Annotated in this window: 16 protein-coding genes; 6 read left to right on the forward strand and 10 right to left on the reverse strand. The window is 61.4% G+C overall.

Annotated elements, in window-relative coordinates; all coding sequences use genetic code 11:
* Window positions 1-216: 216 nt before the first annotated feature.
* Window positions 217-1119 (reverse strand): PLP-dependent cysteine synthase family protein, encoded by a 903-nt coding sequence (locus TERRO_RS13155; protein ID WP_245536092.1) that lies wholly within the window; start codon window positions 1117-1119, stop codon window positions 217-219.
* Window positions 1120-1341: 222 nt separating this feature from the next.
* Between TERRO_RS13155 and TERRO_RS13160 the strand changes: the two genes are divergently transcribed.
* Complete coding sequence (locus tag TERRO_RS13160) at window positions 1342-1902, forward strand: Lrp/AsnC family transcriptional regulator (RefSeq protein WP_014786147.1); 561 nt, start codon at window positions 1342-1344, stop codon at window positions 1900-1902.
* A 105-nt stretch (window positions 1903-2007) separates the two neighbouring features.
* Here TERRO_RS13160 and rho read toward each other — a convergent pair whose 3' ends face one another.
* The 3 genes from rho to TERRO_RS13175 form a co-directional block, all read right to left on the reverse strand.
* Window positions 2008-3258, reverse strand: a complete 1251-nt coding sequence (gene rho / locus TERRO_RS13165) for a transcription termination factor Rho (protein ID WP_014786148.1) — start codon at window positions 3256-3258, stop codon at window positions 2008-2010.
* Window positions 3259-3495: 237 nt separating this feature from the next.
* Window positions 3496-3723, reverse strand: a complete 228-nt coding sequence (locus TERRO_RS13170) for a hypothetical protein (RefSeq protein WP_014786149.1) — start codon at window positions 3721-3723, stop codon at window positions 3496-3498.
* A 436-nt stretch (window positions 3724-4159) separates the two neighbouring features.
* Window positions 4160-5749: a YifB family Mg chelatase-like AAA ATPase gene (locus tag TERRO_RS13175; RefSeq protein WP_014786185.1), complete on the reverse strand. Its 1590-nt coding sequence runs from the start codon at window positions 5747-5749 to the stop codon at window positions 4160-4162.
* 111 nt (window positions 5750-5860) lie between these two features.
* Between TERRO_RS13175 and TERRO_RS13180 the strand changes: the two genes are divergently transcribed.
* The 4 genes from TERRO_RS13180 to TERRO_RS13195 all read left to right on the forward strand — a co-directional run bounded on the left by TERRO_RS13180 (window position 5861) and on the right by TERRO_RS13195 (window position 9945).
* On the forward strand, window positions 5861-6793 hold the full coding sequence (locus TERRO_RS13180) for a HEAT repeat domain-containing protein (protein WP_014786186.1): 933 nt from the start codon (window positions 5861-5863) through the stop codon (window positions 6791-6793).
* The gene (locus TERRO_RS13185; protein ID WP_014786187.1) at window positions 6790-7143 is read left to right on the forward strand and encodes an MmcQ/YjbR family DNA-binding protein; all 354 of its coding nucleotides are present in this window, start codon (window positions 6790-6792) and stop codon (window positions 7141-7143) included. Before TERRO_RS13180 ends, TERRO_RS13185 begins: the two co-directional genes overlap by 4 nt.
* Window positions 7144-7195: 52 nt before the next feature.
* The gene (locus TERRO_RS13190) at window positions 7196-8626 is read left to right on the forward strand and encodes an L-serine ammonia-lyase (RefSeq protein WP_014786188.1); all 1431 of its coding nucleotides are present in this window, start codon (window positions 7196-7198) and stop codon (window positions 8624-8626) included.
* 599 nt (window positions 8627-9225) lie between these two features.
* Entirely contained in the window at window positions 9226-9945 is a 720-nt protein-coding gene (locus TERRO_RS13195; protein ID WP_014786189.1) for an RsmE family RNA methyltransferase, read from the forward strand.
* A 52-nt stretch (window positions 9946-9997) separates the two neighbouring features.
* On the opposite strand, the gene TERRO_RS13200 is transcribed toward TERRO_RS13195, so the two are convergent.
* The 6 genes from TERRO_RS13200 to TERRO_RS13225 form a co-directional block, all read right to left on the reverse strand.
* The gene (locus TERRO_RS13200) at window positions 9998-10198 is read right to left on the reverse strand and encodes a hypothetical protein (RefSeq protein ID WP_014786190.1); all 201 of its coding nucleotides are present in this window, start codon (window positions 10196-10198) and stop codon (window positions 9998-10000) included.
* Window positions 10199-10203: 5 nt separating this feature from the next.
* The gene (dnaJ, locus tag TERRO_RS13205) at window positions 10204-11367 is read right to left on the reverse strand and encodes a molecular chaperone DnaJ (RefSeq protein WP_014786191.1); all 1164 of its coding nucleotides are present in this window, start codon (window positions 11365-11367) and stop codon (window positions 10204-10206) included.
* A 154-nt stretch (window positions 11368-11521) separates the two neighbouring features.
* A complete protein-coding gene (locus TERRO_RS13210; protein WP_041593280.1) occupies window positions 11522-12091 on the reverse strand; it encodes a nucleotide exchange factor GrpE in 570 nt (189 codons plus the stop codon).
* A gap of 93 nt (window positions 12092-12184) precedes the next feature.
* A complete protein-coding gene (hrcA, locus tag TERRO_RS13215; RefSeq protein ID WP_014786193.1) occupies window positions 12185-13276 on the reverse strand; it encodes a heat-inducible transcriptional repressor HrcA in 1092 nt (363 codons plus the stop codon).
* Window positions 13277-13350: 74 nt separating this feature from the next.
* Window positions 13351-14181 (reverse strand): Mrp/NBP35 family ATP-binding protein, encoded by an 831-nt coding sequence (locus TERRO_RS13220; protein ID WP_014786194.1) that lies wholly within the window; start codon window positions 14179-14181, stop codon window positions 13351-13353.
* Window positions 14182-14291: 110 nt separating this feature from the next.
* Window positions 14292-14810 carry an acyl-CoA thioesterase gene (locus TERRO_RS13225; protein WP_014786195.1) on the reverse strand — a complete coding sequence of 173 codons (519 nt, stop codon included), beginning with the start codon at window positions 14808-14810 and terminating at the stop codon, window positions 14292-14294.
* A 62-nt stretch (window positions 14811-14872) separates the two neighbouring features.
* On the opposite strand from TERRO_RS13225, the gene TERRO_RS13230 reads away from it, so the two are divergent.
* Window positions 14873-15184: a tetratricopeptide repeat protein gene (locus TERRO_RS13230; protein WP_041592577.1), complete on the forward strand. Its 312-nt coding sequence runs from the start codon at window positions 14873-14875 to the stop codon at window positions 15182-15184.
* Window positions 15185-15230: the final 46 nt, after the last annotated feature.

Genomic DNA, 15230 nt, shown 5'->3' on the forward strand with positions numbered 1-15230 from the left:
GACGGCGTCTCGGGATCCACTGCAAATGCAGCAGGAACACGACAGTCGAACCACAGTTCCCGACCGCGTCGCCCCACGATACATTACGCCGAAGGACCACGGAATACCCCGTTAGCACGGAGAAAAGTAGCTCTTCAGAATCTCTTGAGTCCAACCGTTTGGACGCTGCGCCCCGCGCGGCTGTTGTCTTCCCGCCGTGTCAGCGGCCCGCCGCTCTCACGCGTTCAGAGCGCATCGTGGAACCACGCGGAGATCCAGCAATTCAACCTCGGGCGTCATGTAGTCCTCGCGCACCGGCTCTTCACGAAGCAGCCCCGTACTCAAATACTTCTTGTTGTCATCGCAAAACACAGTAGCAACCGTGGTCTTGCCTTCGAAGCGCATCGCCGCTGTCACCGCAGCAAGAAAATTGCAGCCCGACGAAATCCCTACGGCAAGCCCGAGCGTTCGCGCCAGCAACTGCGCCATCAGGATGGAGTCGCCATCGTGGATGGCGATCACCTCATCCACCTCGCGCAACTGGACGATCTCCGGAATGAACTCATCGCTGATGCCCTGGATGCGATGAGACCCCACCTTATAGCCGGTCGTCAGCGTAGGCGACTCCGCCGGCTCAACCGGATGACAGGTCAGGCCAGGCCACGCACGGCGCAGCGACTGCGAAACGCCCATGATCGTCCCCCCCGTTCCCACACCAGCAACAAACGCATCCGGGATCAGGCCTGCATGGCGAAGCTGCGCAATGATCTCTGGCCCGGTGCCGAGCGCGTGTGCCTCCACATTCGCTTCATTCTCAAACTGCCGTGGAAGGAAAACAGCGTTCTGCTCCAGGGCCAGCCTGCGGCAGCAGTCGATGCTGCCCAGAAAGCCACCCTGGTCCTTGCTGATGCTCACAACCTCTGCGCCATAGCTGCGGATCAGATCCATCCGCTCCCGGCTCATCCAGTCCGGCATGTAGATGACGACCTTATGTCCGAGCGCACCACCCAGTGCCGCAAACGCAATCCCCGTGTTTCCGCTGGTCGCTTCCGCAATGCGATCGCCCGGGCGCAGCGACCCATCCTCATACGCGCGCTCCAGAATGTGAAGCGCCATGCGGTCCTTGATCGAGCCGCTCAAATTCAGGTGCTCGGCCTTCGCGCAGACAGCGCCCGTCGCGTCCGCGATACCGGTAGTCGATGCAGAGCATCGGCGTGTTGCCCACCAACTCCCGAAGTGCGGTGAAACGGTGACGCGTGGTCTCTGGAAGAGTGACAGGCTGCAGAAGCTCTAGGGGCATACGAGAATGCTAAAGATTCCCGTGCTTTCGATCCATAATGTTTGTAAGGTAGGATGCGTCTTATGCCGACGAATGTTAGGCCAAAAACCGCTGCAAAGAAGATCGCGAAAGCCGCAGAGGCATCGCACGTGCCGCCGCTCACGCCGGCGCCTGCCCTGCTTGATGCCATCGATCACGCCCTCATTGAAGAGTTGCAGGACAACGCACGCATCTCCTTCGCAGAACTGGCGCGCCGCGTCCATCTCTCCAAACCCGCAGTGATGGAGCGCGTACGCCGGCTGGAGACGTCCGGAGTGATCCTTCGTTACCGCACCGAGATCGACCCGGCAAAGCTCGGACTCGCAGTGCGTGCGTTCGTGAAGATCACCGTCGCTGGCGATCGCCTGTCGAACTTCGCACGCCTCGCGCGGTCGATCCCCGAGGTCGTCGAATGCCATCGCGTCACCGGCAATGAGAGCTTCCTGGTCCAGGTGGTCGTGCGCGACATGAACCACCTGGAGACAGTGATCGACGCGCTCATGCCCTACGTCGCCACCAATACCAGCATGGTGCTCAACTCCCCCGTACAAAGCGCGCGCATCCCACTCCCTGCGCCGCAACCGAAGCGCGGCGGACGACGATAGAGCGCGCAAACGCAGCGGAGGGATCTGCTTCTCGCCCATGCCGGCTGGTTTGCCTGGCTCGGACGAAAAGCAGATCCCTCCGCCTCACTAACGACTTGCTTCGAACTACAGCGAACTCATGTTGTGCAGGAACTCCTGGTTGTTGCGGGTCTTGCTCAGCTTGTCCGTCAACAGTTCCATAGCCTCGACCGGCGACAGCGGATTCAACACCTTGCGCAGAATCCACGTACGCTGCAGGTCTTCCTTCGGGATCAGCAACTCTTCCTTACGCGTACCGCTGCGCTGGATGTCGATCGCCGGGAAGACGCGCTTGTCGACCAGCTTGCGGTCCAGGATGACTTCCATGTTGCCCGTACCCTTGAACTCTTCGAAGATGACTTCGTCCATACGCGATCCGGTATCGACAAGAGCCGTCGCCATGATCGTGAGCGAACCGCCCTCTTCAATGTTGCGGGCCGCGCCGAAGAAGCGCTTGGGGCGCTGTAGCGCGTTCGAGTCCACACCGCCGGAGAGCACCTTGCCCGAAGGCGGCACGATCGTGTTGTAGGCACGTGCCAAACGGGTGATCGAATCCAGCAGGATCACAACATCGCGCTTGTGCTCGACCAGGCGCTTGGCCTTTTCGATGACCATCTCGGCCACCTGTACGTGACGTGCTGCCGGCTCGTCGAAGGTCGAGGAGATGACCTCGCCCTTTACCGAGCGCTGCATGTCCGTGACTTCTTCCGGACGCTCATCGATCAGCAGGACGATCAGCACAACCTCAGGATGGTTCGTCGTGATCGAGTTCGCAATCGACTGCAGCAGAACCGTCTTACCGGTACGCGGCGGTGCAACGATCAGGCCACGCTGGCCCTTGCCCACGGGCGTCAACAGGTCCATCACGCGGCCGGAGATGTTGTCGCGGACCGTCTCCATCTTCACGCGCTCTTCGGCGTACAGCGGCGTTAGGTTGTCGAACAGAATCTTGTTGCGCGTCTCTTCGGGCGATTCAAAGTTGATCGCTTCGATCTTGACCAGCGCGAAGTACTTCTCACCCTCGTGCGGCGGGCGCACGTTGCCGCTGATCGTGTCGCCGGTCTTCAGGTCGAACTTGCGGATCTGCGAAGGCGAAACGTAAATATCATCCGGACCGGGCAGGTAGTTATAGTCGGGCGAGCGAAGGAAGCCGTACCCGTCGGGCAGGATCTCAAGGACACCTTCCGCGAAGATGTGGCCCTCTTTTTCGCTCTGGGCCTGAAGGATCTTGAAGATCAGGTCCTGCTTACGCAGGGCGCTTGTGCCTTGGATCTCAAGGCCGCGTGCGAGCTTTCCGAGTTCGGCAATGCTCTTTTCTTTAAGTTCTGAGATGGTCATGGATACCTGTGTACGTGCGTCCGTCTTGATAGGAGCGGGTGAGACTGGGAAGGGATTTCAGTGCGGAGGGTGTTGCGGGCTGGTGCGGTTGTTTTGCTGCAAATCAAAGCAGTCGTGCAAACGGCAGTGCGGCACTCTCAACTTGGGTGTGGTGATGCTACAGACACTACTACGAAACCGGCGGCGTGCAAATGCCTATTTCGTTGAAAAGAGCGGTGCGGGTGCACCGCACGGCCGTTAGGCCGCGCGGCGCTCCTCGATGGTTTCCAGAACTGCAGCCGGCTCAGGGCCAGTCTTCAGATCGGACGGCGCCTGCTCATGGAAGCGCTCCAGAACTTCGTTCGTCGTGTCCTGCAGACGGGTGTTGGGCTTGTGGAGCTTGCGGGTTGCCTTGCTGGCAAGCTGACAAAGCTGGTAACGGTTCTGGACGTGGGTTAGAGCGCCAAAGATCAGATCGGAGCGCATGGTTCTCCTTAAATTTTGTTACGGCTTCAGTTGGAAGCCGCTTACAGCGGGCCGGAGGGGGAGTCTTGGAAGCCGGTTCACTGTAATTAGACGTCTCACCCTGGTCATGGGGTTCAACGCATGAAGTTCTTCAGAACGAGAGCGCACGGCACTACCCGCCACTGTGGCGTCCACTGCCCTCTCGTTACGGTATGGATTGCTGCGCCTGGCCGTCCGGCGCTTTGTACGGGAACTGGTCCATGTACTGGGATTCAACAGCGCCCGGCCTGGATGCCGCTGATTCGGAGAAAATCGCGACGGCAAACTGAACACACCGACCGCAATACTCTCCATCAGCACCATAATTGCTCCAACCCTGCAGCGCAATACTTATTTTCGGACACTTCTCCCGAATTATGGAGGTGACGTGACCCAAAAGTGATCCCTGTGACCTTTCTCACGCCCAGTAGCTGCGATCCAGCGTCCGATATTGAATCGCCTCAGCGATGTGTTTCACCGCAATGTCCTGCGCGCCCTCCAGATCCGCGATCGTCCGTGACACCTTCAGGATCCGGTCATGCGCTCGCGCGCTCAAACCCTGCTGCTGCATGGCGCGCTCCAGCAGCCGCTCCGCATCGCTCGACAGCTCACAGAAGACGCGGATCTGCTGCGTCGTCATCTGCGCATTCGCAAAGACTGGCCGATGCTTCCGCGTCGTCGGCGCAGCCTCGCCCACCCGGGCAAAGCGATTCGCCTGCCGCTCTCGCGCCGCCAAGACACGCTCGCGGATCCTGGCAGAGCTCTCGCCCTCGGCGCCTTGCCGCAATTCCTTGTACTGAACGGCCGGCACCTCAATGTGAATGTCGATGCGGTCCAGCAGCGGCCCGCTCACCTTCGAGACGTAGCGCTGGATCATCGGCGGTGTGCACATGCAGTCGCGGCTCTTGTCATTGAAGTAGCCGCACGGGCAAGGGTTCATCGCGGCCAGCAGCATGAACTGCGCCGGAAAGCTCAGCGACATCGCCGCGCGAGAGATCGTCACGGTGCCATCTTCCAGCGGCTGCCGCAGCACCTCCAGAACATTGCGCGGGAACTCGGGCAGCTCATCCAGAAAAAGCAGACCGTTGTGCGCCAGCGACACCTCGCCCGGCCGCGGCACCATTCCGCCACCAATCAGGCCCGCATCGCTGATCGTGTGGTGCGGCGCGCGAAAGGGCCTGTGCGCAACAAGTCCCTCGCTGGGATCCAGCACACCCGCGACAGAATGAATCTTCGTCGTCTCCAACGCCTCCTGAAACTGCAGTGGCGAAAGAATCGAAGGCAGCCGCTTGGCCAGCATCGTCTTGCCGCTGCCCGGCGGCCCGATCATCAGCAGGTTGTGCCCACCGGCCGCCGCAACCTCCATAGCACGCTTGGCCGTGTGCTGACCACGTACATCCTTGAAGTCGAAGGGAAAGTGCTGCAGCTCATTCAGAACTTCTTCTGCCTTCACGCGCAGCGGTTGCGCATGCGACCCATCGAACGCAAAGGCGTTCACCAGGTCCAGCACCTCACGCAGCGTCCGGACCGGATACACATCCACACCATCGACAACCGCAGCCTCGCGAGCATTCTGCGCCGGCAGCACCACGTTGCGAATTCCCTTCTCACGCGCCATCACCGCCATGGGCAGCACGCCCGGCACGGATCGCAGCGAACCATCCAGACCAAGCTCGCCCACCAGAAGAAAGTTCGTCAGGTCCTTGTTGTGCAACGCGCCGTACGCGCCCAGGATGCCGACCGCTATGGGAAGGTCGAAGCCCGACCCTTCCTTCTTCAAGTCAGCCGGCGCCAGATTAATCGTGATGCGCGTAGGCGGCATGTCGAAGCCACTGTTCTTGATGGCCGCGCGCACACGATCGCGACTCTCACGAACGGCAGCGTCAGGCAGTCCAACCGTGCTAAAGGTCGCTTTGTCCGCTTCCAGCACACCGGCGAAGTCCACTTCCACATCAATCATGTGGGCATCAATTCCATACACTGCGGCGCTGCGCGCTTTGAACAGCATGCTTTCAGGAACCTTCAAAGAATTTCAATATGGTGCAGGAGCGCAGTGTAGCGCATCTTAAAAGGGACACAACATATTCCCGTCCACGGTCACGTTTTGAAAGGAACGTTCATGCGCCTTCGCTGTACCCCTGTTGCCACACTTGCACTTCTCTCGGTCTTCTCGCTGCCGCAACTTCCCGCGCAAACCACCAATCCCGATGCGCAGGTCGTCGGCGCACCCGATGAAATACGCCCCGCAGTCCTGATCGAAGCCGCATGGACCCGCCTCGAAAACGGAGTCACCGGCACGAAGAACACAGACGTCCGTATCGCCGCCATCAGTGGCCTGTCGCTGCTCGGCGGCGAACCACGCGCCGAGCGCCTCGTCGGCAATGCCATGCATGACTCCGACATCGATGTCCGCCTGGCCGCCATCGTCGCTGCGGGTGAGATGGCAAAGAACGGATCGCGCAGCTTCCCCTCCGAGATACGCGATCAGTTGAACGATCCCGATCCCAAGGTCGCCTTCACCGCCGCAAGCACGCTGTGGAAGCTGGACGATCCCTCCGGCGAAGACATTCTGCTTGCCGTTGCTGAGGGTGAGCGCTCCGGCGACTACAACTTCTGGAAGGGCAGCAAGCACAACGCGAACCGCACGCTGCACAGCCCTGCAGCCCTGGCCAAGATCGCCGCACAGCAGAGCATGGTCATCCTTGTGCCGCCCGTCGGCATGGGCATGGGCGCCTACGGCTACCTGAAGAGCACCGGGGGCACATCCCCGCAGGTGACGGCCATCACGCAGATCGCCAACGAACACACCGGGCCATCGCAGACCGCGCTGATCGAAGCCACAAAGACCAAGGACGCCGGCGCACGCCTGGTTGCAGCCGAAGCTCTCGCAACCTATCGCGGAGATGCGGTGCGCGAAGCTCTTCGCGCCCTGCTGACCGACAGCAAGGACAACGTCCGCTTCACCGCGAGCGCCGCTTACATTCGCAATGTCGACGCGGCTGGCGGCGCTGCAAAGAAGTCGCCAGCCACCGCTACCAAGAAGAAGCAATGACAAACACGGAAGCGATCGAACGCTTCCGTCGCATCGCCCTCGGCCTGCCCGGTGCAGCCGAGGGCAGTCACGCCGGTGCTGCTGACTTTCGCGTGAACGATCGCATCTTCGTCACACTCGCATACGCCGCTCGCAACCAGGGCACTCTCAAACTCACACTCAAGCAGCAGGCCGACTTCCTCGCGGAGCGCAGCGACATCTTCGAAGCAGTCCACGGCGGATGGGGTCGCATGGGCATGACCCTCATCCGCCTCGACGCAGACGAAGACATCCTCAGCGGCGCCATCACCACGGCATACCGAAACGTCGTAAGCAAGGCAGCGACAAAGAGGCGCGCCGCAAAGAAGTAACAGCCGCCGCTCGGCCTCCCCTGTCCTTCCGCAGAAGCCTAGAATCACATCTGTGACAAGCCTCTTCGAACTCTTCAAGATCGGCATCGGCCCATCCAGCTCGCACACCGTCGCTCCCATGCGCGCAGCGCTCGCCTTCCTTCGCGGCGTGCAGCGCGGCAACGTCCTTGACCGCGTCGCACGCGTCCGCATCGATCTCTATGGCTCGCTCGCACTCACCGGCATCGGACACGGCACGGACTCAGCCGTGCTGACCGGCCTCTCCGGGGAGACACCCGATACCATTGAGCCCACGCGTCACGACGCGATCCTCGCTGAAGCCGCAGCTGGCTCACTCACACTCAATGGCACACGACAGGTCTCCTTCCAGCGCGATCGCGATCTTCTCTTCCACAAAGACCAGATGTATCCCGATGCGGACACGCCGACACATCCCAACGGCGTGCGTTTCAGCGCCTTCGACGATGCAGGCGAGACGCTCGCAGAAGAGGTCTTCTACTCCATCGGCGGCGGCTTCATCATCACGGCAGAACGCTTCTCCACCAGCGGCGCCGCCACGCCGGAGTCATCGCGTGTGATCCCCTTCGCCTTCCGCAGCGCAGCGCAGTTGCTTGAAGTCGCAGCCGCCAACAACATCACCATCGCTGACCTTGTCCTCGCAAACGAGATCGCGATGATGGCAGACGAGAAGATCCTGCGACCGCGCATTGCGAAGACCGGCGACGCCCGTACCGATGTGCGCAACGGCGTCATGGCGTTGTGGGCCGTGATGAACGACTCCATCGAACGCGGCAAGCGCAACGACGGCATCCTGCCCGGCGGCCTGCACGTGCGGCGACGCGCACCGCGTCTGACGGCGCGCCTCGGCGACAAGCCATCCGGCGATCCGCTCGCACCACTCGACTGGGTAACTGTCTTCGCGATGGCTGTGAATGAAGAGAACGCAGCCGGTGGCCGCGTCGTCACATCCCCCACCAACGGAGCAGCCGGTGTGGTACCCGCAGTCGCACGCTACTATCGCGACTTCATCACGGACGCGGATGACGAAGGACTTCTCCGTTACTTCCTCACAGCCGCCGCGATTGGCATCCTCTATAAGGAGAACGCATCCATCAGCGGCGCAGAGGTTGGCTGCCAGGGTGAAGTCGGCGTCGCCTGCAGCATGGCTGCGGGTGGTCTCGTCGCTGCGCTTGGCGGGACGAATCTGCAGGTGGAACACGCCGCCGAAATCGGCATGGAGCATAACCTCGGCATGACCTGCGATCCCATCGGTGGCCTTGTGCAAATCCCCTGCATCGAACGCAACGCGATGGGCGCAGTGAAGGCCGTGAACGCAACGCGCATGGCGATGAACGAAACCGACGAACACAAGGTGTCGCTCGACCAGGTCATCAAGACGATGTACCAGACCGGCCTCGACATGCAGTCGCGCTACAAGGAAACGTCGCTCGCCGGCCTCGCACTCAACGTCATCGAATGCTGACAAAACCCTCATGGATACTGGCGATGCGCGTGAACGCTGACGCGCACCGCACGCGTCCGTAGCCACTTCAACGTGATGGCACTTCTCTTCGCGCATGCAGTGCGAGACGATCGGCCGCATGCGTCACGCGCAGCGCAGCACGCGTCGCATGAAGAAATAGACTCACGCATGATGATGCACGCACACTTTTTTGTTGACACTCTTCTCACGTGCTTCTATACATTCGTTAGCTGCAACAACACGTTGCGGCGCGCATGTCTTCTCACTCAGGGAGAGTAGAGCGACGGCACAAGGCAAAGCGGTGGCAAAGGCCGCGATGCAACAAGGCAAAGCAAGTCATAGCGGGGAGCGCGCAAGCGCTCCCCGCGTTGCGTTCACAGACAACACATCCACTCACCTGAACTTGCTCCGGTAAGAATGTTGGTGGTCCGGAAGGGCACAGCTTCAGCTGTGCCCTCAAACCTCCGCACGCTCGGCTTTAGCCGCTGAGGTTTAGCTTTCTCTCATATGAGAGAAGGCGATATCGACATAGAAGCTCCGACCGGTCGATCCAACTGACTTTCTATCCGACTGCCCACACTCTCGATACACTGCTACTGATGACGCGCCGCAGATGGATCGCAGATAAGTGGAACAGCAACCGCACCCAGGCCTCGCTCACGGGCGACCAGGCGTCGCACCTTGCGCGTGTTCTGCGCGCGCAACCCGGACAGATCTTTGACGTCGTCGCCGATGGCTTCCTGCATCGCGCAGAGGTGACCAGTGTTCACGAAGATGAGGTGGTCTTCACACTGCATGAAGAGCATGAGGCAGACTCTGCCCTGCCCGTTCGCCTGCTGCTCGCCGTCTTCAAGTTCGATCATCTGGAGTGGGGCATCGAGAAGGCGACGGAGCTCGGCGCGGCACGCATCACACCGGTCCTCGCGCGTCGAACGGAGAAGCACCTTGCGCTCGCCGCAGCCAAGCGTGTCGAACGGTGGCGCCGCATCGTTCGCGAGGCATCGCAACAGTCGCGCCGCAGTGACGTTCCGACCGTCGACGATCCCGCAACGCTGAAGCAGCTACTGCAAACGATCGACGAGCCGGTGAAGCTGCTGCTCGCCGAGACCGAAGAAGAGAACACACTACGCGCGGCGCTCGAAGCTGCCCCGCAGAACAGCTCCATCGCGCTCGCCATCGGCCCGGAAGGTGGATGGACGCCCGATGAGATGCAACTCTTCGTTGACAACGGCTGGCAGCAGGTCACGCTGGGCCCACGCATCCTGCGCGCGGAGACAGCCGCGATCGCAGCGCTCGCCATCACCTCGGCACTGCGCTAAAGCAAAAAGCCTCCGGAATCTCCGGAGGCTTTTCATGAAGCAAATCGCAACGCTACTCTTCGTGGACGAAGATCAGGCCCATCGCAACCACCAGGCATAGAACACCGCCGGCAAGCGGCATGGTGTGAAACGTCCAGTGCGGTGGATGGCCGAAGGTACTCTCGCCCCATCCCGGCTCACGCACCGCACCGAACCGCAGCAGCAACACCATGCCCAGCAGTGCCAATGCGAGTTGTCCGATGCGCAGCGCCATAACCGTTAGCTGAAGATGTCCTTAACGCGATCCATAATGCCATGCGAGTGTGGTGCGTTGTCCACCTTCATGGTGTCGGCTAGTTCGCGCAGCAACTCCTTCTGCTTCTTCGAAAGCTTGCCCGGCGTCTGTACACGTACTTCCACGACCAGGTCACCCTTGCCGTGGCTGTTCAGGTGCGGCACCCCCTTGCCCTTGATGCGGAAGCTCTTGCCGCTCTGCGTGCCCTCCGGCACCTTCAGCAAGGCAGAACCTTCCAGCGTCTCAATCTCCAACTCGTCGCCGAGCGCCGCCTGAGGGAAGCTGACCGGCACCACACAGTGCAGATCGTCTCCATCACGCTGGAAGAACTTATGCTCCTTGACGCTGAGCACCACGTACAGGTCGCCGCCAGGACCGCCCAGCTTACCGGCCTCGCCCTCACCCTGGTAACGGATGCGCGTGCCATCTTCCACACCCGCCGGCACCTTCACCGTAATGGTGTGCTCACGCTGCACGCGGCTCTCGCCATGGCAGGTCTTGCAGGGATCGGTGATGGTGACACCGCTGCCCTCGCACTTGGGGCAGGCGCGCGCCACGGAGAAGAAGCCCTGCTGATACCGCACTTGGCCGGCGCCGCGGCACTGCGAACACGTCGCAGGCTGCTTGCCGTTGGCCGAGCCCGTGCCGTTGCAGTCGTCGCACGTCTCGCTGCGCTTGATGCGGATCTCCTGCTCCTTGCCGAAGACCGCTTCCTCAAACTCCAGCGACATGTCGTAGCGCAGATCGCGTCCACGCTGTGCGCGGCTGCCCTTGCGAGCGCCGCCACCACCGCCGCCGAACATCTCGCCAAAGATATCGCCGAAGATATCGCCAAGGTCCTGCGGATCGCCGGAGAAGCCGCCGAAGCCACCCGGGAATCCACCGCCCTGCGGCGCACCGCGGCCGCCGCCGCCAAACGCGTCGTGACCATAGCGGTCATACGCTGCGCGCTTCTGCGGATCGCTCAGGACGCCATAGGCCTCCGAGCATTCCTTGAACTTGTCTTCCGCGGACTTGTCGCCGGGGTTGCGATCGGGGTGGAACTGCATGGCCAGCTTGCGATACGCGGTCTTGATCTCCGCATCGGAAGAGGTCTTCGTGACCTGCAGAATCTCGTAGTAGTCAGCCTTCACCGTGGCTCCTGCCAAAGCTATCTCCTCAGCTTGCGACGCGGTTCGTGCCGGCGCATGTTGCACATACTCTTCTCTTCCTCATCGCTCACCGAAAGGAGAACAACGAGGAAGAGATCTCGCGGCCTGGCCGCAGACATGGCATGGCCATGCCGGGGAGGCCGCACATCCTCTAAGCCTGATGCGTACTGTTGTTTACCGCGACACGCACCAAAGCGGGGCGCAGCAAACGCTCCTTGATGCGATAGCCGCGACGCACTTCATCCACCACGGCGTCATCCGGAAACTCTGTCGTCTCAACCGATCCAAGCGCCTCCATCGAGCGCGGATCAAACTGCTGACCCGTCGTCTCCACGGGCACAACACCCAGGTTCCGCACGGCATCGTCAAACTGCTTGGCGATCAGTTCGATACCCGCGCGAAACTGCTCCGGCGATCCCTGCGACTTCAGCGCCAACTGAAAGTTGTCCAGCACACCAAGAAACGACTCCGCTGCGTTACCGACGGCATAGTCGCGGAAGTCCGCGCGCTCCTTCGCCTCACGCTTGCGAGCGTTGTCGAACTCCGCCTGCAGACGTGCCATGCGATCAATCAACTGATCGCGCTCGCCCTTGACCTGGTCGAACTCGGCCTGCGACACAGTCGCAACATCGGCATCGCTGGCCGCAATCGTCTCATCGGCCTCAGCAGCCGTCATCATCTCGGCGTCGGTCGCCGCTTCTGTCTGTTCCGTTCCGTTCATGCCCATCCACTTCCTGTAACGATCTGAAATCATGTCCTGCCTTGCCCTGCTCCGCCAAACGCTGCAAAAGTCCACGCCGGCCTAACCCAACACTTAAGACTGTCCAGCGCCGTCCGCGGATTCGCCGCCCACCGACTGTGCGAACAACTGCGCCACATACCCCACTGCGTTGATCGTGTTCTCGTAGTGCATGCGTTGCGTGCCGATCACGCCCACCGTGCCGCGTCGCGAACCATCGATCATCGCCGGCGCCGCAATCAGCACCAGCCCCTGCATCTCCGGCGCGCGCTCTTCCATATCGAAGACCACACGCACGCTACGCTCATGCGAATCCACATACGCCGTCAACAGCGTCACGATGCGTTCCTTCGCTTCCAGCGCCGCCAGCATCTCGCGCAGACGCACACGGTCCGTATCGGTTCCGCCCAGCAGGTTAGATACACCTTCGACATAAAGCGTCTGCTCCGAACCACGATCGTCCGGCACCACGCGCGACCAAAGCTCCTCAGCCGACTGCAACATTCGCTGGTATTCGCTGCGCTCGCGCTCGGCGCGGGAGAGTATCTCCGACCGCACGCGCTCCACACTCCATCCACGGAAATTCTCGTTCAGATAGCGCGCGGCACTCTCAAGTTCATTTGTTGCCAAGTCGTTCGCAAGCAGCAGCACCCGATCCCGCACAGCGCCGCTGCGTGTGACGACCACCGCAAGCACCTTACGCTGTGCCAGCCGCTGAAAGTGCACATGCTCCAACTGATCCCCGGCCTGCACCGTCGCCAGCGCAACGCCCACACCGCTCGATAACAGAGCCAGCACCTGCGACGTGCGCTCCAGGAAGGCATCCGCACCCGCTACGCCAAACAGATACGCATCGATCTGCGTGCGCGACTGCTCCGGCAGCAGCCGTGGCCCAATCCGGTTCGCACCGCGAATCTGCTCTACATGCAGCCGAAACGCGCGCGCCGTCGGGATACGTCCCGCCGAGGTATGCGGCTGCTCCAGCATGCCCGCGTCCGCCAGCTCTGCCATGGTGTTGCGCACCGTCGCCGAACTCAGACCGCTGACACTGGCAATCGCCTGTGATGCCACGGGCTCGCCCGTCTGCACATACAGCTCAATCGCCGCAGAAAGAATCGCCCGCTGCCGCGCATGTAACTCCCAGCCGGTCTCGCGCAGATCTGCCATACAAATATTCTAACGCCGTCCCGCGCAAGATGTGAGTCCCGGAGACGCAGATATCGGCCTTCCGCCGTCGAAATCTACGAAATCTCCACAACGTCCTTCGACTCTTCCAGCACATCCTCCGCGCGATCAATGACTTCCTTCGCAATGTCGAAGTACGCCTTTGCGCGCGCATCTTCCGGTCCACCCAGAGCCACCGGCAGACCACGATCGCCACCCTGACGAATCGCCGGATCTAGATCGACCGCGCCCAGGAACGGCAGGTTGTACTGACGAGCCGTCGCAGCCGTCCCCCCCGCACCGAAGACGTCGATCACTTCGCCGTTCGGCAGGCGCATCTGCGACATGTTCTCGACCAGACCCAGCACTTCCACGTTCACCTGGTGGAACATCTCCAGAGCCTTGCGTGCGTCCTGCAGCGCAACACCACTGCCGGTCGAAACCACGACCGCACCCGTCAGCGGCACCGTCTGCACCAGCGAGATCACAACATCGCCCGTACCCGGAGGCAGATCGACGATCAGGTAATCCAGCTCGCCCCACTTCACCTGCTGCAGGAACTGCCGGATGATCTGGTGCAGCATCGGTCCACGCATCACCAGCGGCTTATCGCCGGGCGAGATCAGCCCCACCGAGATGAACTTCACGCCAAAGCTCTCCAGCGGCTCCATCATGCTGTCATCGGTAACCGAAGGCTGACGCGTCTGCCCCATCATCATCGGCACATTCGGTCCGTAGATGTCCGCATCGATCAAGCCAACGCGATGCCCCAGCTTCGCCAGCGCAATCGACAGATTGACCGCAACCGTCGTCTTACCAACGCCACCCTTGCCACTGCCCACAGCAATCACTGCACGAATTCCCGGAAGTGCCTGCGGCCCCTGCTGAGCCTGTCCTGCCTGTGCCATAACCTTTTACCTTCTCGTCTTCCAGATGCCGGGCGCGGGCCCGGCATCTCTCAAATCTTTACGTCAGTACGAACCACGTCGCAAAGCGACGTCGAGAACGGCACGAAATGCTACGTGTGCCAATCCATCGTCAATACCTTGCGCAACTCACGCTTCCGCGCCGTCTCTTCCGCACGATTCTCACGCCGCCGCTGCGCATCGTTATACCGCCGCTTCTGGTGCTCCGTCTCCGGCACCACCGGCTCCACAGGCACAGGCGTTCCCGACTGGTCGACAGCGACATAGGTCACGTAAGCCGTCGACACATGACGCAACTGCCGCGTCTTCGGATCCTCCACCATCGCCTTCACGCCCACTTCCATGCTCGTCTTAAAGGCGCGATTCACGCTCGCCTTCAAAATCAGCAGATCGCCAACATGCACCGGCGCAACAAAGTCCAGGTGATCCATGCTCGCCGTGACCACGGCCGTCGACCGCGCATGACGATACGCAGCAACCGCACCCACCAAGTCGATGAACTGCATCAACCGGCCGCCAAACAGGTTACCCAGCGAGTTTGAATCGCCGGGAAAGATCACCTCGCTGCGTTCCGCCTGCGACGCGAAAACCGTACTGTGCTGTTCATCCATCGCTTTCAGTGTACTTCCGACCCCATTTGCCTTGTAGCGGCATTCCAGCGTCCAATAGCCCCATGGACAAGATCGCGATGCTCACCGAAATCCTCGCCGCAAACCCGGCAGACAGCTTTGCCCGCTACGGCCTGGCCATGGAGCACCTGTCACAGGGCAACAACGACGCCGCACTCGCCGAGTTCGCAGCCACCACTGAGCACAATCCCGACTACGTTCCCGCCTACCAGATGAGCGGTCAGACGCTGGCCAAACTCCATCGCAACGACGAAGCCGTCGCGCGCCTTCAGGACGGTCTCGCCGCCGCAACCCGCACCCGCAACACCCACGCTGCCTCGGAGATGCAGGCACTGCTGGACGAACTGGAAGCATAAGGGGGCCGCCGCTGGCTCCGGTCTCTCGTGAAATACTCCCCTGAGA

Origin of the sequence: Terriglobus roseus DSM 18391, assembly GCF_000265425.1 — a bacterium.
Lineage (GTDB): Bacteria > Acidobacteriota > Terriglobia > Terriglobales > Acidobacteriaceae > Terriglobus > Terriglobus roseus.